Raw genomic sequence first — 19,993 nt, 5'->3', positions numbered from 1 at the left:
TAGATAGAATTGGTCATAACTCCTATAGAAGGCTTAGAGAATAAAATAGTAAGTTTAATAATGAGGGAATCTTGCAATTTATTGAGTGCAAAAACCGGCTTTTTAGTCGGTTTTTATTTTTTTAATAAAAGGGGACAATAATCGTGCTGTTCTCCTTTATAGAGATTATTATGTGCGAAAATGATTAATTTTAAATATATCCTTTGCTAGATAGAAGGAAGGACTCTATAAAAAATTAATTTTAGCATTCTTATTATTTCTAGTATAAAAGGGTTAAGACTTTCTATTTTTCTAGGTAGATATTCGTATAGGCCCAAAATATTAAGTTGTGTGTGTTTATCTATTTAAAAGAAAGTAGTCTAATTACTTGTAAATGATAAAAGTGACTATGATACAAACCCAAGCATTAATAGAAGAAATACATATACAGTATAGAGAGTTATAAAAGCTCTAAATTTTTCATATAAAGGAGACAATAAATATGAGTGAAGAATGTCCGATTAATGTACCTTGTCAAGCAGCAGGACAAACTCAAATACCATTAAGTGATGAGGTTGCAACACCAATTGTTACTCCAGGAGCACCGATTGTAAAAATCCCAGTTGTATTAGCTGAAAGAACAATTCAAATTGTTGTAGAAACTGATATTACATTAGCACCTGTAGCAACTGAAATTAAACGTGTCCTGAAAAATGTATTTTTAACACAATGTAAGTTAGTTCCTGTAGCATTTACTCCAGTTCCAGGGACAGTTTACCGCCGCGTTACAAGAGCAAAATTATTTGTACAAGGGTATATTCGTAAAAATATTGAATATGCTGGTGATGGATGTAATTCAGTGTTATTTGATCGTATTGCAAATGTTCCATTCTCTGGTTTTGCAGATCTAACAGAGGGTGATTTTCTAACACTACCTTTAATAGCAGCTTCCTCAGACACAACATCTCACTTTATTAATCCAAAAAACGGTGATTTACCACGTTTAGACAAATACTTCTTCGAAAATGCAGTTGTTTATAACGAACAACCATATTGCGAATTAGTCAGCGCTAACTTCTTTGAATTAGATTTTTCCCCTTGTCCAACAGAATTAAACGAAACATTTGATACACTTCGTGAAAAAATTGTACTAGATCTTACTTTAAAAGTTTTACAAGTACAACAAGTACAAATATAAAACTAAAAAAGCATTGTCTTTGATAAAAAGACAATGTCTTTTTTAGTTTTATAAAACATATATAATGATGAAATGGTCGCGTACAAAAAACATATTTTTATGAATTTCATTAGACGGGGGGATAGTGATGAAAAATCCATGGGTTGGTCAGGAAATATGGAACAAAGTTTACAAAGGGAAAATGCTGAATGGTCAAGGTAATTCACGTGAAATAAGAGAAAAGAAGAAAAGTGAAGAAACTGAATCAGAGAAAGAGAGTATAGCAATTAAAACAGAGAAAAAAAGTAAAGAAATAGAGTCGGAAAAGGAAGAAAAAACAATGGAATTAGAGAAAGAAAGTGAAGAAACAGGATTAAAAAAAGAAGAAAAAACAATTAAAACAGAGAAAAAAAGTAAAGAAACAGAGTTGAAAAATGAAGAGAAAACAATGGAATTAGAGAAAGAAAGTGAAGAAGCAGGATTAAAAAAAGAAGAAAAAGCAATTAAGTCAGAGAAAAAAAGTAAAGAAACAGAGTTGAAAAAGGAGGGAAAAATAATTGAATTAGAGAAAAAGAGTGATGAAAAAGAATCAAAAAAAGAAAGTATTGATTCGGGACCCAAAACAGGGACTTCAGTACGTTCAATAGAAGTGAAAACCCCATTTTCTATTATTTCAGATGTGACTAGTTTTATAAAATTTCCTAATATTAATGTGAAAAATCAAGAAGTATTTGTATTTCGAAATCAAAAAGATAAAAGGAATCGTGAACTGGACACTAAGTTATTAACTACAGTGCAACATTATCATGGAGAAGTAAATTGTAATTTAGTTTCTTCAAACCTTTATGAAAAGAGAGTGCTTTTAGAACTTTCTAATCAAAAAATAAAAGGGAATACGGAAGAAAATTGGGGAGGCACATCTTCGTGGATTCCTATCCACGGTATAATTTTAGAGAAGGAAGATGAAGTAGACGTAAATAATTATATAACTGCGAAACTACCGATAGAAATAGGGAGATATAAAGGTGAAATTAGTTTACAAGAAAAAGTGATATTTAAAGAAAAAATAATTGGAATAAAAGAGGTATCACAAGAAGTTATTTTGACAAAAAAAGAATTTTTATTGCCAAATATAATAAAGAAAGGAAATAATCCATCTATAATTGAAAAAGGAAGCTTACTTATAGAAGGATATATATTTCAATGTATTAAATTTACCTCAGAACAAAGTACATCTCATGATAAGCTATATCAGTTATTACAAAATATTGTATTGGAATTAACTGTTCAATTATTGCAAGAACAGGAAGTTCGTGTGCGGATTACATAAATGATTATTTCTCTATCAATCAGCTGAAATTTTTTCAAGATTATGTAATAGAGAAAAATAAAAAAGTGCTAGCAAGTTTGCAAACGAGCTAGCTAACATGTATTGGAAGTGAAATAATACCAATGAAGTGATTAAAAATACGTTAATTAACTATGTGAAAGGTGATCAATCTATGTTAAAACATGTGGTGAAATACACAGTGTTAAATCCTATTTTAGAAAACTCATAACTTAAATAGTAAAACATGTTTATCGTAATTTTCCAAACACCAATTATATTTTTTTAGAATAATTGGGTGGACAACTTCTTTCGTAGTATTAACTTCAGTAAAGCCATATTTTTTATAAAAACTTTCTAGTTCTTCAAAAGGAAGACAATACACATTTTGTATTTGCAATTTTTTCGCAGTTTGTACTAAAAATGAGACAAGTTCTCCAGCTAATTGTAGACCCCTGAATTTAGGGAGAATAAAAATCCCACCCATTTCAATAGTATCTTCATCTATTTGGACTAATCGTCCAACACCTGCATACTCGTTGTGATATGTAACGATCGCAACTGTGTCTCGTGTTAAATCACTTGGTACAAATCCTATCGATTCATAGTGATTATTAATCCATTCTAAATCATTAGATGTAGCTAGTTGAATACTCATATGTATCCTCCCTCAGAAAAATGTAATATTCTCATTATACACAGTGTAATAAGTTGTAAAAAGAGGTTAAAATGAAATCATTTTTATTTGCAGTTCAAGTTTTGAAGAATAGTGCATACAATATAAAGTGTTTTCCTTTCTTCATTTAAGTTTTACGTATATAATTTAAAAGTACTATTTTATATTTTATTATTTTATATTTATAACAGAATAGAGGTTTAAAAATGGGTGTTAAAATCATTACGGATAGTGCGGCGGATTTACCGGTAGAATTGCTGCAGGCATATGATATTGATTTAATTCCACTCCGTGTATATGATGAAGCAGAAACAGAGTATTTAGATGGAGTTACATTAAATTCAGTTACATTATTGCAAAACATGAGAGAAGGCGCTACTTATAGAACATCATTGCCTTCACTTGAGACATTCCAAGAAAAGTTTGTTTCCTATGCAAAAGAAGGAAATCCTTGTATATATTTAGCTTTTTCATCTGAACTGTCTGGTACATATCAATCATCAGTCCTCATTAAAGAAGAAGTAAAAGAAACATATGCTGACTTAGATTTAGAAATTATCGATACGAAATGTGCTTCGCTTGGTCAAGGGCTTGTCGTTTTAGAAGCTGCTAAAATGGCAAAAGAAGGCGCAGCAAAAGAAGATATTTTAAAACGTGTTGATTTTCTAATGAACCATATGGAACATATCTTCACTGTAGCTGACTTACAGTACCTTGTTAGAGGTGGACGTTTAAGTAAAGTAGCAGGTTTTATCGGTGGTTTACTAAACATTAAGCCGATCTTAAACGTAGAAGAAGGAAAACTTGTACCACTTGAAAAGGTAAGAGGGAAAAAGAAAGTACTTGGCCGAATTGTAGATATTATGGAAGAGCGCGGAAAAGATCTTAAAGGTCAAACAATCGGTATGACTCACGGTGACGATTTAGAAACAGCTGAAGCATTAAAAGCATTAATTACAGAAAGATTTGGCTGTGAAGTATTTATTGTAAATACAATTGGTGCAGCAATCGGTGCACATACAGGTCCTGGCGTTATAACGTTATTTTTCTTAAATGAAGTAGAGTAAAGGATTGATCTTTTGATCAATCCTTTTTTAATTCTAATATAATTGTTTTATGTGGATGAAAAATATGTAATTTTATATTAGTTAGTAACTTTCTTTTTAGTAGGTATGAAGGTAGATAGGAAACAAGTGAAGGCTAGCATGAAACCAAATATTTCAGTATCATCAACTACTAAATCATTGTTCCACTGATAAAGGAAGGATGCTAGCAATAAAAGAGTAGCAGCGCCTCCAACATATCTTGCTATTTTTCGTGTTGAATCTTTTTTTGTTTTTACAATCATATTTGTCATCCTTTCATATTTACTAAATAATTCGACAAACTAATTTCTAGGATGTAATATTGATAATTCATCTATTAAGTTCAATTAATTTATTTTCATTTACAATAGATGTCTTCCATGTAATAGGTAAATGTAATTAACCATTCGATCTATTTTAAGAATGATAGTTTACATGTAGTTAAATCCTTTTCATTAAGTTTATCGTAATTCAAGTATATGATGCTGTGTTTGTTAATAACAAGTAGTAAAATCACATAAAAAAAATGGACGAAAACCCCAAATTTTAACTATTAAATTTAACAAGCTATCTAGAAATAATCATAATATGAATGTAAAATTAATATGGTTGATACATTTTTTTACATTTGTGAAATTATACATTTTATTTAGTATGAAAGATTAAGAAATACATAATGACTTATTTAGCAAAAAGTATAAAATGGTTAAACAGGGAGAGTAAAAAGATGGAAATAGGGGAACGTATTCGCCATGTTCGAATGCATAAAGGATTAACACAGGGGGAGCTCGTATCAGGAATATGTTCAATAACATATTTAAGTAGAATAGAAAGTGGAAAAATAAAACCGTCATCTTCTTTTATAAAAAAGGTTTCTAAGAAGTTAGAAGTAAAGAGCGATTATCTTATAAATGGAAATTACGAGGAGATACAGCTTACTATTTTTAAAATATGTAATAAATATAAAAAAGATAAAAGTATTACAGAAGCTGACTTATCTTTGTTAGAATTATACGTTCGTGAAGTAGATTCAATCCCTTTATTACTAAAGGGATATGGTGTACTTATATACTATCATGCCCGACAAAAAAACGTGTTATATGTGAAGTCGCTTATAGATCAAGCTTCGCAAATGATACCAAGTCAGGTCGAAATGCAAGATCCTGAAGATTATATTTATTATTTAAAAGCTCGAGGTTTATATTTTTATAATAAACAAGACTACAGTGCTGCTCATGATATTTATGTACAGGCTGAGAGTTTACTTGGTGCAGAAGAAACTGAACAACATGGTCATATATACTATAATTTATGTCATGTATATAAGGAGCTTTATAAAGATAAAAGTATTAGTCGTTTGTATGCCTTAAAAGCTTACAACATATACAGAAAAAATGGTATGCAGAAAAACGTAATAAATACACTTTTAATGCTTGCAATATTGTATATTATGGATGAGTTATATGAAAAGGCACTTGAAATTTTACAGCAAGTAGAAAATAGTTTGGCTACTAATGGTGATTCAAAGTATTTACCTATCATTTCATATGATTACGGTAAAATTTATCAAGGTTTGAAAGACTATACGAATGCCATTAAATACTACGAAAAAACTTTGGAATTAAGTGAATTTTTATCACAGAAAGATCAAAAAGTATATGCGTTACGAAACATGTTGGAGATTTACATAGAACTTAAAGATTGGGAAAATGTTAATAAGGCTATGAATGAAGCATTTCATTTTTTATCGATTTATGATGTGCCAATTGCATTTGTCCAACTATATGGTTTGAAAGCTAAAGTATTCAAAATACGTGGGGATTATTATGAATATGAGAAAAATATGCAAAAAGCAATTGAAGTGGGATTAGAAAAAAAACAACATCGCTTAGTTGCTGAACTTTCCTATGAACTAGGTAACTTTTATAATGAAAATCGCTCTTATAAATTATCTGCGAAATTTTATAAAATATCAGTTGAAAATAAAATGGATTTATAAAGAAGTTTAGTCAAAAATTCTTATAAATTGTAAAAGGTTATCCAAAAAGTATATTCTATACTTTTTGGATAACCTTTTTTATTGCCATTCTATAATTACTGTTTGATATGGCGGTTTTTCCTTTTATTGGAAATTAATACTTTTTCCAGTAGCAATACCATTCATCTGTTTATGCTATTTGCGTTTTAGTAGCAGAAGAAATGAGTATAAATAAGAATGTGTTAATAGAAATCTAAATATTTAAAGATATTAAATTTTTATCGTTTCATATATAATTGTGTAGGGATAAATATCTGTAACTATTTGTAAAAATAGGAGGCGGCTATAAAAATGCATGAAATTGCTAAGTGGGATTTAGATCGATTGTATTCGAATGAGGATATTCTAGTACCAATATTGGAGTTGAAAGAACAATATTTTGTAACAAGAGATATAGAGATTCTTTCAAAATTTATACAAGCTATTGAAAAAGCAGAATACTATTTGTATTGTCGATCGGCTGAAGAAAACGTTTCATCTGACAATACTATATTGACTGTGAAGGTAAAGGAACTGAAAAGTGAAGTACAGCAAGTAATACAACAAAGTAAAGCGGAAACTGCTGATATTATTAATACTACGTTAATAAAAGACGAACTAAGTGCATGGGAAAATATGTACATACAATTAAGGAATAGGTTAGAAATAGAGTACAATAATAAGCAATTTTCATTTGGACAAGCAAATAATATTGCAATGAATAGTGATAATGAAAAGGAAAGATTAGAAGTCTTCGAGTTACTAACAAACGCATTAAATAAGGAAAAAGAAATCTTTGCTACTGTATTAAATCAAATAGGGAAATTGCGCAATACAAAGAGTAATGAATTAGAAGATAGAGAGATTTTAACGCAATCTCTTCATGCGAATGGTATTTCAGAAACAGTATTATTACAAATGTGGAATGCGACAGAAGAAAATCTTGATAAATTAGTAAGTGTTTTAAATGTATATAAGAAAGGGCAAGCTTCAATTACATGGCATGAACTTATGACAGTAAAGGAAAATAATGAGGCTATTATTCCTTTTTCGGTAGCAGTACAAAACATATACGATGCATTAAAAAATATAGATGAAGAATTAGCAGAATTTGCACGTAATGCGATAGAAAATGGTTGGGTAGATGCTGAACCGAGAGAGAATAAACCTTCAGGTGGATTTTGTGCTCCTTTTTTCAGTGAGAACGAATCTCGAATCTCTATGCGTTATGACGGAAGTATTGATAGTGTAAGAGTACTTGCCCATGAATTAGGACATGCTTGGCATTTTTATAATATGGGTTTTGAACAATCTACTTCTTTTTTAGATGATTATTTGCCAATGAGTACGGCTGAATCAGCGTCTATTTTCTTTGAAACCGTGCTCATAAATTATCTAATTCAAACAACAGATAGTATAGATATGAAAAAGTCATTGCTTAGTTGGAAAATAAGGAACAGTTTTAATTATGTAATGGCAATTCGTGCATCATGCCAATTTGAAAAGAGTTATTATGAAAGAAGAAAAGAAGGCCCTTTAAGTGCTGATGAAATCGAGAAATTATCTATAGAAGCGCAAGAAAAAGCATACGGGAATGCATTATCAGAATATCAGCCGTTTGTTTGGATGAAATATGTTCAGTTTTATATAGCAGATGTTCCTTTTTATAATTATCCATACACATTTGGTTATTTAGTAAGTTTTAGTTTACTAGAATTAGCGAAAGAAAATAAAAGGGAATTTCATTGGAGGTATAAAGAATTTTTGCGAGAAACGGGAAAAGCTCCAGTTGAAGAACTTATGAAAATACATTTTGAAATGGATTTAACAAATTATGAGTTTTGGAATAAAGCTTTTATACAAATAAATAAAGATATTGATGAATATTTGCAACTTATGCAGGGGGAGCGCAAATAGATAAAGGGGACTACATACATGAACAGAATCGGTATTATCGGAGCAATGCAAATCGAAATAGACTTACTTTTAGAAAAACTAGTTATACAAGAGCAACAGACAATTGCAGGAATGCCATTTTACGTTGGAGAATTCATGGGAACCGAAGTGATTGTTACAAGATGTGGTGTAGGGAAAGTAAATGCAGCTGCATGTACGCAAACGTTAATTTATAAATTTGATGTAGATGCTATCATCAATACGGGTATTGCTGGCGGATTACATCCGGATGTAAAAGTTGGTGGTGTAGTTATTTCAACGAATGTTACCCATCATGATGTAAGTAAAACTCAAATGAAAAACTTATTCCCGTTCCAAGAAGAATTTATCGCAAGTAAGGAATTAATAGAGTTAGCACGTATTGCATGCAATAGTAGTAGTTTACATATGGAGATTCATGAAGGAAGAATTGTAAGCGGTGAATGTTTTGTTGAGGATTCCAAACTAAAAGCAAAGTTAATAGACGAATATGCACCGCATTGTACAGAAATGGAAGGTGCAGCGATTGGACACGTTGCCTACATAAATGAAGTTCCATTTCTCGTTATAAGATGTATTTCAGACAGCGCAGATGATGAAGCTCAAATTTCTTATGATGACTTCGCGAAAACTGCAGCGAATTATTGTTCAGAAATTATTGTTGAGATGCTTAAAAATAAATCAAGTAAAACTGTATTATAATTCAAAAGGAGAGAATGAAATGTTACAAGCATTAATTTTTGATATGGACGGAACGTTATTTCAAACAGATAAAATATTAGAATTATCGTTAGATGATACTTTTGATCACTTAAGATCACTACAACTATGGGATACAGTAACACCAATTGATAAGTACCGTGAAATCATGGGTGTGCCTTTGCCGAAAGTTTGGGAAGCTTTATTACCGAATCATTCTCTTGAAGTAAGAGAACAAACAGATGCATATTTTTTAGAAAGATTAATTGAAAACATCAAAAGCGGAAAAGGTGCTTTATATCCGAACGTAAAAGAAATTTTTACATATATAAAAGAAAATAATTGTTCAATTTATATTGCTAGTAATGGTTTAACTGAATACTTACGAGCAATCGTATCTTATTATGCGTTGGACCAATGGGTTACTGAAACATTTAGTATTGAACAAATAAACTCACTTAATAAAAGCGACTTAGTAAAAAGTATTTTGAATAAATATGATATAAAAGAGGCAGCAGTAGTTGGTGACCGACTATCTGATATAAATGCAGCGAAAGATAACGGTTTAATCGCAATTGGATGCAATTTTGATTTTGCACAAGAAGATGAACTTGCTTATGCGGATATAGTAATAGATGATTTGATGGAATTGAAGGGGATAGTACCTGAACTAAAGAAAGTAAAAGAAGTGAATTGAAACATTTCATTAAGAAAAAATGCTCTAATATTTCAGAGCATTTTTTCTTAGTATTAATCAAATAATTTTAGATTAGTAGGTGAGAAGAATGGATAGTATAGAATATCGATTTGAATTTGAAGAGATATGTAAACAAGCTGTCCTTGGAGAGTTGTTAAGTCCTCCTAAATCTATATGTGGTGGTCTTTTGCATCAGATGTATGCAATTGAAACGACAAAAGGAAAGTATGCGATAAAACTTTTAAATCCACAAATTATGATTAGAACGACGGCGATGCAAAACTATATACATTCAGAAAAAGTAGCTACTCTCATATCGAAAAAGGTACCAGCTCTTCCAGCTAAAAAAATCAATGGAGATTCCGTGCTTAAAATTAATAATCAATTTTATCTTGTATTTGATTGGGTGGAAGGTAAAAGATTGGAAGACGATGAAATAAATAATACTCAATGTGAAAAGATAGGTGAAATACTTGCAGAAATACATAAAACTGATTTTACAAAGTTAGATATAACCAATGATGCGTTTGAAAACGACCAATTAATTGATTGGAACTATTACTTAGTAAGAGGTAACAAAGAACATTTGGAATGGTATAAGTTATTCTCAAAAAACTATGAAAATCTTAAAAAATGGAATGCAGTCGCGAATGAAGCATCTAAAATGCTATCAGCAACTACGGTAATTAGTCATAGAGACTTAGATCCTAAGAATGTAATGTGGAATCGTAATAAACCATTAGTTATCGATTGGGAATCAGCTGGTTATATAAATCCGATGCAGGATTTAATAGAAACCGCAATCTATTGGTCAAAAAATGAACAAGGTAAACTGAATAAACAAAGATTCGCTTCTTTTATAAGTGGCTATAAAAAGAATTTTGGTGCACTACATGCGAACTGGGAAACTGTATTAGCAACAGGATTCTTAGGGAAGTTAGGGTGGCTAGAGTATAATTTAAAGCGCTCGTTAAGGATCGAATGTACAGATGAAGAGGAGCAAAAACTAGGAACGGCTCAAGTGACTACAACATTAAATGAAATCCATCTTTATGCAGTGACAATTCCTAAACTATTGAATTGGTTAAATAATGAATAAGGAAACGTTCAAATAAATTTTTAAAAAAGGAGTAGGTGGCAAAGCTGAAAGAAATACAAATGAAGAAATTTAAAGATGTATTAAAATATGAGATTAATCACCTTGTCCAAGAAAGTAAAGAAGAAGGCTTTAACTTCTTAACCAAATTAGTAAATGAATATGAAACCGAAATAAATACATTTAATAAAACTGGTGAATGTTTATACGGTGTTTTTCAAGAGGGAATGTTAATTGGGATTGGAGGCCTAAATCAAGATCCGTACACAGAAGATAATAAGATTGGTCGGTTAAGAAGATTTTACATTTCAAAGGACTATCGGCGTACAGGGTTAGGGAACTTATTATTAAATCGGCTATTAAGTCATGCGGAAAAATACTTTCAAATTGTTGTTTTACATACAGATACAAAACAGGGTAATGCGTTCTATATGGCAAATGGATTTGTAAGAGGGAACATGTATAAAGGCTCTAGTCATTATAAAGTATTACAGGAGTAGCTGTCCAAAGAAAAATTTTGGACAGCTACTTTAGTTGTTGATTTTTGTTGGTGAATCGCTATATTTTGATGATCTCTGAGGGGAATTAGAATAGTTTCCATCGAAGCGGCTTCTATGTTCAGTAGTGAAGCAATCCAATCTATATTATTGAGGATGTAGGGCGAAAGGAAGTTATGATAGTGCTATAAGGTTCCAAACGAACTTGTACATTTGCTCCAGCGTTTGCTAGCTGCGTTAAGGCATTTAAAATAATGGTGCTTTTACCTGATCTAACAGCTTTATTATAGGACGCGATTAGTGGAAGGACTGGATCAGTAGGGATATATTGATTGAGGTTTGCCACATGATAAATTGTTTTAGATATTACAGTAGCAGTCAGCGTAATACCATTTTTAATGACACCAGTCAGTGTTGTCCCATCAAATGAGATGAGTTTACATATAAGTATACGATGGTGTTTCATATTTTTTTCTCCTTTATAATAGATTTAATTTATTTTATGCTTGTCCAACAAATCAGTGTGGGCAATTAAATCATTATATAAGTATTTGAAACTTAAAAAAGTGAGGGTTTTAGATGAGTTTAAAAACTACAGATAACGGCTTACCTGCGAATAAAAGTAGCTGTCACTTTTGAGATTTGAATATCGAAATCAACGTTCTTATAATTTCATTTACCGAATTAATATTATAAAAAAAAGAACCTCAGCAACTAAAATTCAGTTTGTGAGGTAACTTCTCTGCAGTTAATTACATTCTAACATTCATTTTGTTCAATAAAACTTTTGGATTACCTTTCACATAATAAAAATGAGGATTATTTTCATCATCGTAAAGCATAATATAAGGTTTTTCATTAAGAGGAAGTAAAATAAGTACTTCATCAATCGTTGAATGTAACCATTGATTTGTAATAGAAACTGGTTTAGTTAAAGGAATCTTTATCATATGACCATCTTTCGGAACGACGTTTAAGTTTTTAAATGGACCAGTGATTGCTTTAGCGTATTGGACTGCATCTTTTTCAATCGCTGAATCTAAAGATTGTTTTTGAACGACCTTTTCTTTTTGACAATCAAACACTTCAATTTGTTTATTTATATTTGCAAAAGCATTTGTTGATAATAAGAAAAACAGAAAAGTAATGACCCCGATTTTTTTAAACATAATACAACACCTCATCATTACTATGCCCTCAGATGCTATAAATATTTTTCTGTCACATTCATGTAACAAAGAAGTTGTATGATACAATTGGTTTTTGCTTAAAAGTAATGGAGGAATAAGCATGAAAGTATTAATCGCAGATGATGAACAAGATATGTTAAAAATATTAAAAGCTTATTTTGAAAAAGAAGGCTTTGAGGTTTTGTTAGCGAAAGACGGGGAAGAAGCACTTCAAATTTTTTATGATGTGAGAGTAGATTTAGCTATATTAGATTGGATGATGCCGAAACAGAGTGGTATTGAAGTCTGTCAGGAAATAAAAAAGAATTCAAGTGTAAAAGTGTTAATGCTTACGGCAAAAAGTGAAAGTGAAGACGAATTAGCTGCGTTTCACAGTGGGGCAGATGAATACGTAAAAAAGCCATTTCATCCAGGGGTACTAATTACTCGAGCTAAAAAACTTGTACAGCATGATGATGTAATTCAAGTGCAAGATGTTAAGATCAATTTCGCGAAAAATAAAGTGTTTAAAAATGATATAGAGTTAGAAATTACAAAAACAGAACTACAGTTAATAAAGTGCTTTTTGCAACATAAAGGAATGATTTTAACTCGTAAAAAGCTGTTAGATATCGTATGGGGATTTGACTATTTTGGGGAAGAGCGAACGGTTGATACGCATGTAAGAAGATTGCGTAAGAAAATAGGGGAGAATGTTATAAAGACGCACCGGGGGCTCGGATATAGTTTGGAGGAACAAGGTGAATAAACTCGGAAAAAAGCTATTTCTCAGCATTTCTCTAACGGTCATTCTAATTTTTACGATCTCATTATTATTAATCAACTATCTTTTACCGAAATATCATATTTACAAAACACGTGAGAACATGGATGAATTTACAACGCAAATACAAAATGCATCAGTTAAAGATTTTGAAGAAGTTATTCATACAATCGAAAGTGAAAATAACGTTACAATTGTATATACACCAATCAATCAGTCAGAAGATGATATGAATGAAGCGTTACGCATGCAGCTTACGAAAAAGAAAGTAACGTTAAATAAACTTTGGATTACGAAAGACGAAGTACTAAAAGTGAAAATAGAAGGGCAATCGAATAAACTGTATGACCAAGAGAAGTTAAAAGCCAGCTTTTTTGCTAAATATATTGCGAAAGATGATTCGTTAATTTTAATGGGAACTTCTATTGCACATTCTAACGAAATTATAAAAACGTTAAATACATTTTATTTATACATTTTTTGTTTCTCACTCCTACTTATTATTTTACTTGTTTGGATACTTTCAAAAATAATAACGACTCCACTGAAAGAGCTAAGTGATGTAGCTCAAGATATTTCACGTTTGCAGTTTAAACGAACGAAAGTGAAAACGAATGATGAAATAGGCGACTTAGCCAATAGTATCAATATTATGAGTGATAAGTTACATGAGGCACATCAAGATTTAACAGATCGGAATGAACATTTAAAACGATTCATGGGTGATGTTACCCATGAATTAAAAACACCAATTGCATTAGTAAAAGCATACTCTATCGGAATAAAAGACGGTTTAGATGATGGTACGTACTTACATACCATCATTAAACAAACAGATCAAATATCAAACTTAATAGAAGAACTATTACGATTTTCCAAATTAGAAAGAGATAGTTTACAAAAAGAAGAATTCCCTATTGAACCACTAGTCCAAAGTATAATAGATAAGCATAAGATTGAATTGGAGTCGAAAGAAATTAAGTTGCGAGTGAAATACAATGCGGGTGATTCGATTGTTTATGCGGATGTAAATAAAATGGGAATGGTGTTTCAAAACTTTATTTCTAATGCAATTAAATATACAACGAATCAAAATGTAAAAATTAATTTAGAAGAGAGAATAGAAGGTGTATATTTTAGTATTCAAAACGGTATTGATGCTGAACAAATTAAAGATATCGATAAAATTTGGGAACCTTTTTACGTTTTAGAGTCTTCGAGAAGTAAAGAAAAATCAGGTACAGGATTAGGACTAGCGATAGTAAAAAGTATTTTAGAAAGGCAGGGATTTGAATACGGGGTTTCGGTAGTAGATGGGGAAATACAGTTTTATATGTATATAGAAAGGAACTAATTGTTATTAGTTCCTTTTCTTTTATATGAAAAGATTTGATAGTTCTACAAATTTCTCAACTGTTTATATAAAATATAGACTGAATTTTCTGTGTTTTTGATGTATAGTAAGAGAAGGAATATATGGGGAGGGAAGGGTATGAAGAAAAAGAAAATAGCAATTACACTATCGACTATATTATCTTTAACAATTACTTCAGGAGTTTCTAGTATGACTGCACATGCAGAAAATAATGAAGAGAGCTCTGTAAAAGACAAAAATGTTATGTTAAATGGTCAAATTTCAGAGGCTTTAATGTCAAACACGAAAATTGAATTAGAAAATGGGATGACGAAACCAATCTATTCACTTGATGAAGCCATCGTAGAAAATCTATTTGTAGAGACAGAAGTTGATAGTGATCGAGATGGTAAAAAAGATCGTGTATCAGTAAAAGTTTTGCGTCCAAAGACGAATCCAGATGTGAAAGTCCCCGTTATTTATGAAATGAGTCCATATCGAGCTGGTTTAAAAGATGTCCCTGTTTATAATGTTGATGAAGAATTGAATGCATATGGAGGAAAACCGTATGGAGCTGTTAATCTTGGTTCATACGGAAATTATTACGTTCCGAGAGGATATGCAGTCATTTTAGGTGAAAGTATCGGAACTGGGAAATCAGATGGATGTCCGACCACTGGAGATGAGCAAGAAATACTAGGAACTAAGTCTGTTATTGATTGGGTGAATGGTCGTGCAAAAGCATATACAGAGGATGGCAAGGAAGTAAATGCAAATTGGTCTACAGGAAATGTAGGAATGACAGGAGCTTCTTATAATGGGACATTGCCAAATGCTGTCGCAACGACTGGAGTGGAAGGGTTAAAAACAATTATTCCAATCGCAGCGATTAGTAGTTGGTACGATTATTATAGTGCAAATGGGGCGGTTATTGCGCCGGGAGGTTATCAAGGAGAAGATACAGATAATATGGCTGAAGCAGTACTGACAAGAAAGAACCCTGAAGTTTGCGGGCAGGTCATTAAAGAACTTACTGCTGGACAAGATCGTAAAACAGGCGATTATAACGACTTTTGGGATAAGCGTAACTATGTAAAAGATGCTAAAAATGTGAAGGCTAGTGTGTTTGTTGTTCACGGGCTAAATGATTGGAATGTAAAAACGAAGCAGTTTGCACAGTGGTGGGAAGCTCTTGGTGAAAATAATGTTCCTCGTAAAATGTGGTTACACCAAGGGGGACATGGTGGGACAACAAGTAATAACTGGCAGCAAACGCAAAATAAATGGTTCGATTATTGGTTATATGGAATTGAAAATGGAATTATGGATGAACCGATGGTTGATGTGCAACGTGAAAATAAAACGTGGCAAAAAATAAAAAATTGGCCAGATCCAGCGGCTGTACCATCAAAAATTCGTATGTATTTAAGTAATAAAGCAGTCAATCTACCATTAAGTACGGGATCAGTAAACAACGTTTTCTCATTTGTAGATGATGCAAAAATAAAATCGAATCAATTAGTAGAAAACCCAGAGCTAGAAGTAGCAAATCGATTAGTATATACAATGCCTGTACTGCAAAATGATATGCGAATAAGCGGCACGCCGAAGATTTCATTTAAAGGGAATATTGATCGGTCTGTATCAAATTTAACAGCATTACTCGTTGATTACGGCGGAGCAAAGCCTGAAATTGTAACGAGAGGTTGGATGGATCCACAAAACTTGAATAGTATAAATAATTCAACGGCGATTCAACCTGGTAAAGATTACACATTCACATGGGACATGCAGCCGGATGATTACGTATTTAAAGCAGGACATCAAATAGGAGTCGTTTTAATCGCAAGTGACTACGATTATACAATTAGACCGAAAGCAGGAACAAAGCTAACTGTGAAATTGAGTGAAGTGACATTGCCTATTGTAAAGTAAAGATTTATTAATGAGTTTGAAGAGCTTACTACTGTAAGCTCTTTTATATTTAGTGGCTCTGTTTAGTGATATTTCATAAATAAATGTTTCAGTTATTTTTGTATTATTTTAGAAACAAAATTTGAGTATTAAAGAAGTATTCGTAATGATTAAAGATAAGTTTCGTAAAATACTTAAATGTTGTTACACTTGCATTGTCCAAGCATTCTCCTAATAACCACATATACTATTTATATTAAAGCCAGTCACTATTAAAAAGAGGACTGTTATTTTAATATAAATGATACTTTAGGGAAGTAGGTAGAATGAATTTGGAAAACGAAGAACAAGGAAGAATTGAAAATCAAGTGTATTCTAATCGAGTTGTAAGATCAGAATTTGATGAGCATTGGGAAACTTGTATTTCAAAAAGTGGTTATGTAATCTATGTAGCGACAAGTGATCATGCTGAAGTAATAGTTTTACTTTCAGATGGTTCAAGTAAATTATTAATCTTCGAAAAAGGCGGTAACGTAATAGTAGGTGGCGGTGGAACGAGTCATTACAGCAAACCGCATATTGCAAGAAACATTTAATGTAAAAAGAAGAATCGAGAAGACGCTGGTAACCTTATAGTCTTCAATTTATATATATCCTAAAGTGAGGTTTTGTTTTAGATTCTGGCGTTTTTTGTAACAAAAATAAAATGAAAAAGATCTTTAACGTATAAAGGTCTTTTTTGTTTTATTCACAAATAAAATTAATAGAGGTGAGCTAATTATGAAAAATATTGGTGCATTCTATGTTCTCTCGGGTGTTATTCTATTCGGCCTTACATATATAACTTCTGCAATTTACGCGGGTTCATTAGAAATTTGGGATAGAGGAAACGGGAAATTCTTTACTGCATTTTATGAAATTCATGGTGCAATTTTATCGATAATTTCAATTTGTTTTATAATAGTGGGGATATACTATATACATAAAAAAGTGTAGCGAAAAACAGTCAGCTTTTCATGTATAGTACATGAAAAGCTGACTGTTTTTATGTATTTAATGAGTCTTTTAGAAGAATTGCAGTTTTCAGATTGATAGTTAAAAATGTAATGACTTAGTATAATTAAAAACATTTCGTCAAATGAATGTCACATAAAAGTTTTATAGTAGATGTAGAAAGTGAAACATATACAAAGCAGGAGATGAAATGATGAAAAAGGCGCTACAATATATATTCATATTATTTACGTTAGTTACTTTAAGTTATGTAATTTATATTAACTATGAAAAGCAGAAAGAGATTAAAAATAATAAACAAAAAATTAGTGAAGTTGCAAAGAGATATGGTATTCCAGAGTGGATACCATTATCTATTGCTGATCATGAAACAAAATTTGATCGAAAAGCGATAGGGGATAAAGGGACATCTTTTGGTCTGTTTCAATTACATCGTGCTGGTTTAGCACCAGCGCAATTATCGGAAGAGAGCTTAATGGATTCCCAAATAAATGCAACAATAGCGATTTCTAATATGGTTAAATCGTATAAACGCGGTGTGAAAAAAGGATTGGTTGATTGGGAGTTACTTAAATATGTTGCTAATACATCAGGATGGCCAGGGAACTTAGGGGGAGAATGGACAGATAATAATACGAAATATAATAAAGGATTAGAACAATCATATCCATTATATAAAAAAGAGAAATAGATATAAAAAGGCATTTCCAATTTGGGGAAATGCCTTTTATATGTTATAGTATAATAGCGTTTGGGTGGCATGTTATTTCGATATATCTTCAAATTTGTTATGTAGTATTTTTATATTAAATAGCTACTAATATTATTTTTTTATATAAGGAGTAAGTAGTAGAATATGAAAAATATAGATTTTATACTAGAAAGTGATGAAACATTAAAACCGTCAGAAAGATTAGTACTATTATTATTAGAGAAGCATAGAATGTTATATACGAACGATCTATTAGCTCTTTCGAATTTATCATATAAAACATTAACAGATTCATTAACAGCACTCGTTATGAAGTCGTATGTATTAAAAGATACTGGTAAGGGAAGAAGGCAGAATTGTTATAGATTAGTATGATAAGAGTACTGTTTTGAGTCTTGCTACACACTTTTTTGCAAATGTAAGGCGTAATTTTATTTTTTGTTTTCAAATGATAAAAAGACTGCCATGTGAGTAAATAATGGATTTTGATATGTAAAGAATTCCTGATTGCTGAATTCATATTTTTATTTCATTATTATTAATCTTAATTAGTTTTAATAATAATCAATGAAAAATCAAAAGAATTATAAAAATGAAATTTAAAAACAATCCATTCGTTAGAGGGGTTGTTTTTTTATTGGTATAATAAAAAACGAAATAATATTGTTATGTAAACTGTTTGTTAGTAAAGGAATAGGCCATCATTAATAGAATTTATAAAGGGAGAAATACAAAACATCTTTATAAATGGAGGTTCACTATGGAACAAATCATATCAGTAACACAAGCAGTTATAAGCGGAGAAAAAGAAAAAATAGTAGAGATAATAAGCGAGGATCGAAGTATTGTAAATTCATATAGCGAAGATGGATGGACACCGCTTCATTTAGCAGCTTATTTTGGGCAGAAAGAAATAGCAAGTTTCCTTTTAGAACATGGAGCAAATATACATATTAGAGCGAAAAACGAAAATGAAAATACGCCACTTCAAGCGGCAATTGCAAACAAACAAATCGAACTTGTATCTTTCTTAATTGAAAAGGGATCAGATGTGAATGCAGTGCAAAATGGTGGCTGGACAGGACTTCATGAAGCTGCATTATTAGGAAATGAAGATATAATTACATTGCTTCTTGAACATGGGGCCAATAAAACGACTAAGAAAAATGATGGGAAAACTGCATTTGATATCGCTGTAGAGAAAGGGCATGAGCATCTTTTACATCATTTGCAAGAGGAAGTGAGCTTATGATTAGCCACTGGAATGTAGGGATTTTTCTTTTTAATGAAGTGGAAGTGTTAGATTTTGCCGGCCCATTTGAAGTTTTTTCCGTTACAGCAACAAGTGAAGGTCAACCATTTACAGTTCATACTGTTAGTCAAGATGGAGAAATGATTACAGCAAGAAATGGATTAAAGGTACAACCAGATTATAGTATCGAAGACTTACCTCCAGTTGATATTTTAATAATTCCTGGTGGCTTAGGTGCTAGAGAAAACGAGATGAAAAATGAAATAATAATAAATTGGATCCGACAGCAAATGAAAGAAGTGAAGTTAATGACTTCTGTTTGTACCGGTGCGCTTTTACTTGCGAAAGCTGGATTACTCGATGGCCTCAAAGCGACAACACATTGGGCTAGTGTTAAAAATTTTAGAAATGATTTTCCGAATGTGGAAGTTTTAGAGAATGTAAAATTTGTCGATGAGGGACATATTATTACGTCTGGAGGAATTTCAGCTGGAATTAACATGTCATTTCATATTGTGAAAAATTTGTTAGGTGCTCAGATTGCTGAAGAAACTGCGAAAAGGATGGAATACGATATTGATTTCAAATATTAAATGTAAACCAAGACCA

At 31.4% G+C, this 19,993-nt stretch carries 20 protein-coding genes and 1 pseudogene; 17 read left to right on the top strand and 4 right to left on the bottom strand.

The features are described from left to right. The first annotated feature begins 481 nt into the window (after positions 1-481). Together BAU27_RS28655 and BAU27_RS28645 are read left to right on the top strand one after the other, a co-directional pair. On the top strand, positions 482-1,177 hold the full coding sequence (locus tag BAU27_RS28655; RefSeq protein ID WP_071772803.1) for a CsxC family protein: 696 nt from the start codon (positions 482-484) through the stop codon (positions 1,175-1,177). Positions 1,178-1,304: 127 nt separating this feature from the next. After that, complete coding sequence (locus tag BAU27_RS28645; protein WP_071772801.1) at positions 1,305-2,486, top strand: BC_2427 family protein; 1,182 nt, start codon at positions 1,305-1,307, stop codon at positions 2,484-2,486. Positions 2,487-2,709: 223 nt separating this feature from the next. On the opposite strand, the gene BAU27_RS28640 is transcribed toward BAU27_RS28645, so the two are convergent. Beyond that, the gene (locus tag BAU27_RS28640; RefSeq protein ID WP_071772800.1) at positions 2,710-3,141 is read right to left on the bottom strand and encodes a GNAT family N-acetyltransferase; all 432 of its coding nucleotides are present in this window, start codon (positions 3,139-3,141) and stop codon (positions 2,710-2,712) included. 224 nt (positions 3,142-3,365) lie between these two features. On the opposite strand from BAU27_RS28640, the gene BAU27_RS28635 reads away from it, so the two are divergent. Beyond that, entirely contained in the window at positions 3,366-4,226 is an 861-nt protein-coding gene (locus tag BAU27_RS28635; protein WP_071772799.1) for a DegV family protein, read from the top strand. Positions 4,227-4,303: 77 nt separating this feature from the next. Here the strand turns inward: BAU27_RS28635 and BAU27_RS28630 are convergent, their stop codons facing one another. Further along, entirely contained in the window at positions 4,304-4,507 is a 204-nt protein-coding gene (locus BAU27_RS28630) for a hypothetical protein (RefSeq protein WP_071772798.1), read from the bottom strand. 464 nt (positions 4,508-4,971) lie between these two features. Between BAU27_RS28630 and BAU27_RS28625 the strand changes: the two genes are divergently transcribed. From BAU27_RS28625 to BAU27_RS28605, 5 genes and pseudogenes are all read left to right on the top strand, one after another. Then, the gene (locus BAU27_RS28625) at positions 4,972-6,243 is read left to right on the top strand and encodes a helix-turn-helix domain-containing protein (RefSeq protein WP_071772797.1); all 1,272 of its coding nucleotides are present in this window, start codon (positions 4,972-4,974) and stop codon (positions 6,241-6,243) included. Between the two features lie 330 nt (positions 6,244-6,573). After that, on the top strand, positions 6,574-8,178 hold the full coding sequence (locus BAU27_RS28620; RefSeq protein WP_071772796.1) for a M3 family metallopeptidase: 1,605 nt from the start codon (positions 6,574-6,576) through the stop codon (positions 8,176-8,178). An 18-nt stretch (positions 8,179-8,196) separates the two neighbouring features. Further along, a pseudogene (locus BAU27_RS33460) lies at positions 8,197-9,592 on the top strand (5'-methylthioadenosine/adenosylhomocysteine nucleosidase). Between the two features lie 88 nt (positions 9,593-9,680). Next, entirely contained in the window at positions 9,681-10,691 is a 1,011-nt protein-coding gene (locus tag BAU27_RS28610; RefSeq protein ID WP_071772795.1) for a phosphotransferase, read from the top strand. 59 nt (positions 10,692-10,750) lie between these two features. Then, positions 10,751-11,188, top strand: coding sequence for a GNAT family N-acetyltransferase (locus BAU27_RS28605; RefSeq protein ID WP_483295359.1), 438 nt, complete (start codon positions 10,751-10,753; stop codon positions 11,186-11,188). Positions 11,189-11,327: 139 nt separating this feature from the next. On the opposite strand, the gene BAU27_RS28600 is transcribed toward BAU27_RS28605, so the two are convergent. Together BAU27_RS28600 and BAU27_RS28595 are read right to left on the bottom strand one after the other, a co-directional pair. Next, a complete protein-coding gene (locus BAU27_RS28600; RefSeq protein ID WP_071772794.1) occupies positions 11,328-11,651 on the bottom strand; it encodes a hypothetical protein in 324 nt (107 codons plus the stop codon). Positions 11,652-11,937: 286 nt separating this feature from the next. Then, positions 11,938-12,354 (bottom strand): hypothetical protein, encoded by a 417-nt coding sequence (locus tag BAU27_RS28595; protein ID WP_071772793.1) that lies wholly within the window; start codon positions 12,352-12,354, stop codon positions 11,938-11,940. 121 nt (positions 12,355-12,475) lie between these two features. On the opposite strand from BAU27_RS28595, the gene BAU27_RS28590 reads away from it, so the two are divergent. The 9 genes from BAU27_RS28590 (at position 12,476) to BAU27_RS28550 (ending at position 19,977) form a co-directional block, all read left to right on the top strand. Beyond that, on the top strand, positions 12,476-13,123 hold the full coding sequence (locus BAU27_RS28590) for a response regulator transcription factor (protein ID WP_071772792.1): 648 nt from the start codon (positions 12,476-12,478) through the stop codon (positions 13,121-13,123). Further along, positions 13,116-14,492 carry a sensor histidine kinase gene (locus BAU27_RS28585; protein WP_071772791.1) on the top strand — a complete coding sequence of 459 codons (1,377 nt, stop codon included), beginning with the start codon at positions 13,116-13,118 and terminating at the stop codon, positions 14,490-14,492. Before BAU27_RS28590 ends, BAU27_RS28585 begins: the two co-directional genes overlap by 8 nt. 138 nt (positions 14,493-14,630) lie before the next feature. Continuing rightward, positions 14,631-16,427 carry a Xaa-Pro dipeptidyl-peptidase gene (locus BAU27_RS28580; RefSeq protein WP_071772790.1) on the top strand — a complete coding sequence of 599 codons (1,797 nt, stop codon included), beginning with the start codon at positions 14,631-14,633 and terminating at the stop codon, positions 16,425-16,427. Between the two features lie 311 nt (positions 16,428-16,738). Next, a complete protein-coding gene (locus BAU27_RS28575) occupies positions 16,739-17,002 on the top strand; it encodes a hypothetical protein (protein WP_071772838.1) in 264 nt (87 codons plus the stop codon). A gap of 184 nt (positions 17,003-17,186) precedes the next feature. Beyond that, on the top strand, positions 17,187-17,402 hold the full coding sequence (locus tag BAU27_RS28570; protein ID WP_071772789.1) for a hypothetical protein: 216 nt from the start codon (positions 17,187-17,189) through the stop codon (positions 17,400-17,402). 208 nt (positions 17,403-17,610) lie between these two features. After that, a complete protein-coding gene (locus tag BAU27_RS28565) occupies positions 17,611-18,111 on the top strand; it encodes a transglycosylase SLT domain-containing protein (protein WP_071772788.1) in 501 nt (166 codons plus the stop codon). Between the two features lie 165 nt (positions 18,112-18,276). After that, the gene (locus BAU27_RS28560; protein WP_002172334.1) at positions 18,277-18,507 is read left to right on the top strand and encodes a hypothetical protein; all 231 of its coding nucleotides are present in this window, start codon (positions 18,277-18,279) and stop codon (positions 18,505-18,507) included. A gap of 385 nt (positions 18,508-18,892) precedes the next feature. Further along, a complete protein-coding gene (locus tag BAU27_RS28555; RefSeq protein ID WP_071772787.1) occupies positions 18,893-19,384 on the top strand; it encodes an ankyrin repeat domain-containing protein in 492 nt (163 codons plus the stop codon). After that, complete coding sequence (locus BAU27_RS28550) at positions 19,381-19,977, top strand: DJ-1/PfpI family protein (RefSeq protein ID WP_071772786.1); 597 nt, start codon at positions 19,381-19,383, stop codon at positions 19,975-19,977. The genes BAU27_RS28555 and BAU27_RS28550 overlap by 4 nt, the downstream gene beginning before the upstream one ends. The last annotated feature ends 16 nt before the right edge of the window (positions 19,978-19,993 follow it).

This window comes from Bacillus sp. NH11B, from assembly GCF_001884205.1.
In the GTDB taxonomy this organism is placed as follows: Bacteria; Bacillota; Bacilli; order Bacillales; family Bacillaceae_G; genus Bacillus_A; species Bacillus_A proteolyticus.
This window is presented reverse-complemented; position numbering and strand designations above follow the sequence as displayed.

Excerpts from the sequence above, each read along its gene's own strand:
- BAU27_RS28565 (WP_071772788.1), top strand. The coding sequence starts at position 17,611 with ATGATGAAAAAGGCGCTACAATATATATTCATATTATTTACGTTAGTT.
- BAU27_RS28610 (WP_071772795.1), top strand. The coding sequence starts at position 9,681 with ATGGATAGTATAGAATATCGATTTGAATTTGAAGAGATATGTAAACAA.
- BAU27_RS28635 (WP_071772799.1), top strand. The coding sequence starts at position 3,366 with ATGGGTGTTAAAATCATTACGGATAGTGCGGCGGATTTACCGGTAGAA.
- BAU27_RS28620 (WP_071772796.1), top strand. The coding sequence starts at position 6,574 with ATGCATGAAATTGCTAAGTGGGATTTAGATCGATTGTATTCGAATGAG.
- BAU27_RS28550 (WP_071772786.1), top strand. The coding sequence starts at position 19,381 with ATGATTAGCCACTGGAATGTAGGGATTTTTCTTTTTAATGAAGTGGAA.
- BAU27_RS28605 (WP_483295359.1), top strand. The coding sequence starts at position 10,751 with ATGAAGAAATTTAAAGATGTATTAAAATATGAGATTAATCACCTTGTC.
- BAU27_RS28570 (WP_071772789.1), top strand. The coding sequence starts at position 17,187 with ATGAAAAATATTGGTGCATTCTATGTTCTCTCGGGTGTTATTCTATTC.
- BAU27_RS28555 (WP_071772787.1), top strand. The coding sequence starts at position 18,893 with ATGGAACAAATCATATCAGTAACACAAGCAGTTATAAGCGGAGAAAAA.
- BAU27_RS28640 (WP_071772800.1), bottom strand. The coding sequence starts at position 3,141 with ATGAGTATTCAACTAGCTACATCTAATGATTTAGAATGGATTAATAAT.
- BAU27_RS28595 (WP_071772793.1), bottom strand. The coding sequence starts at position 12,354 with ATGTTTAAAAAAATCGGGGTCATTACTTTTCTGTTTTTCTTATTATCA.
- BAU27_RS28560 (WP_002172334.1), top strand. The coding sequence starts at position 18,277 with ATGAAAAATATAGATTTTATACTAGAAAGTGATGAAACATTAAAACCG.
- BAU27_RS28645 (WP_071772801.1), top strand. The coding sequence starts at position 1,305 with ATGAAAAATCCATGGGTTGGTCAGGAAATATGGAACAAAGTTTACAAA.
- BAU27_RS28625 (WP_071772797.1), top strand. The coding sequence starts at position 4,972 with ATGGAAATAGGGGAACGTATTCGCCATGTTCGAATGCATAAAGGATTA.
- BAU27_RS28580 (WP_071772790.1), top strand. The coding sequence starts at position 14,631 with ATGAAGAAAAAGAAAATAGCAATTACACTATCGACTATATTATCTTTA.
- BAU27_RS28600 (WP_071772794.1), bottom strand. The coding sequence starts at position 11,651 with ATGAAACACCATCGTATACTTATATGTAAACTCATCTCATTTGATGGG.
- BAU27_RS28655 (WP_071772803.1), top strand. The coding sequence starts at position 482 with ATGAGTGAAGAATGTCCGATTAATGTACCTTGTCAAGCAGCAGGACAA.
- BAU27_RS28630 (WP_071772798.1), bottom strand. The coding sequence starts at position 4,507 with ATGATTGTAAAAACAAAAAAAGATTCAACACGAAAAATAGCAAGATAT.
- BAU27_RS28590 (WP_071772792.1), top strand. The coding sequence starts at position 12,476 with ATGAAAGTATTAATCGCAGATGATGAACAAGATATGTTAAAAATATTA.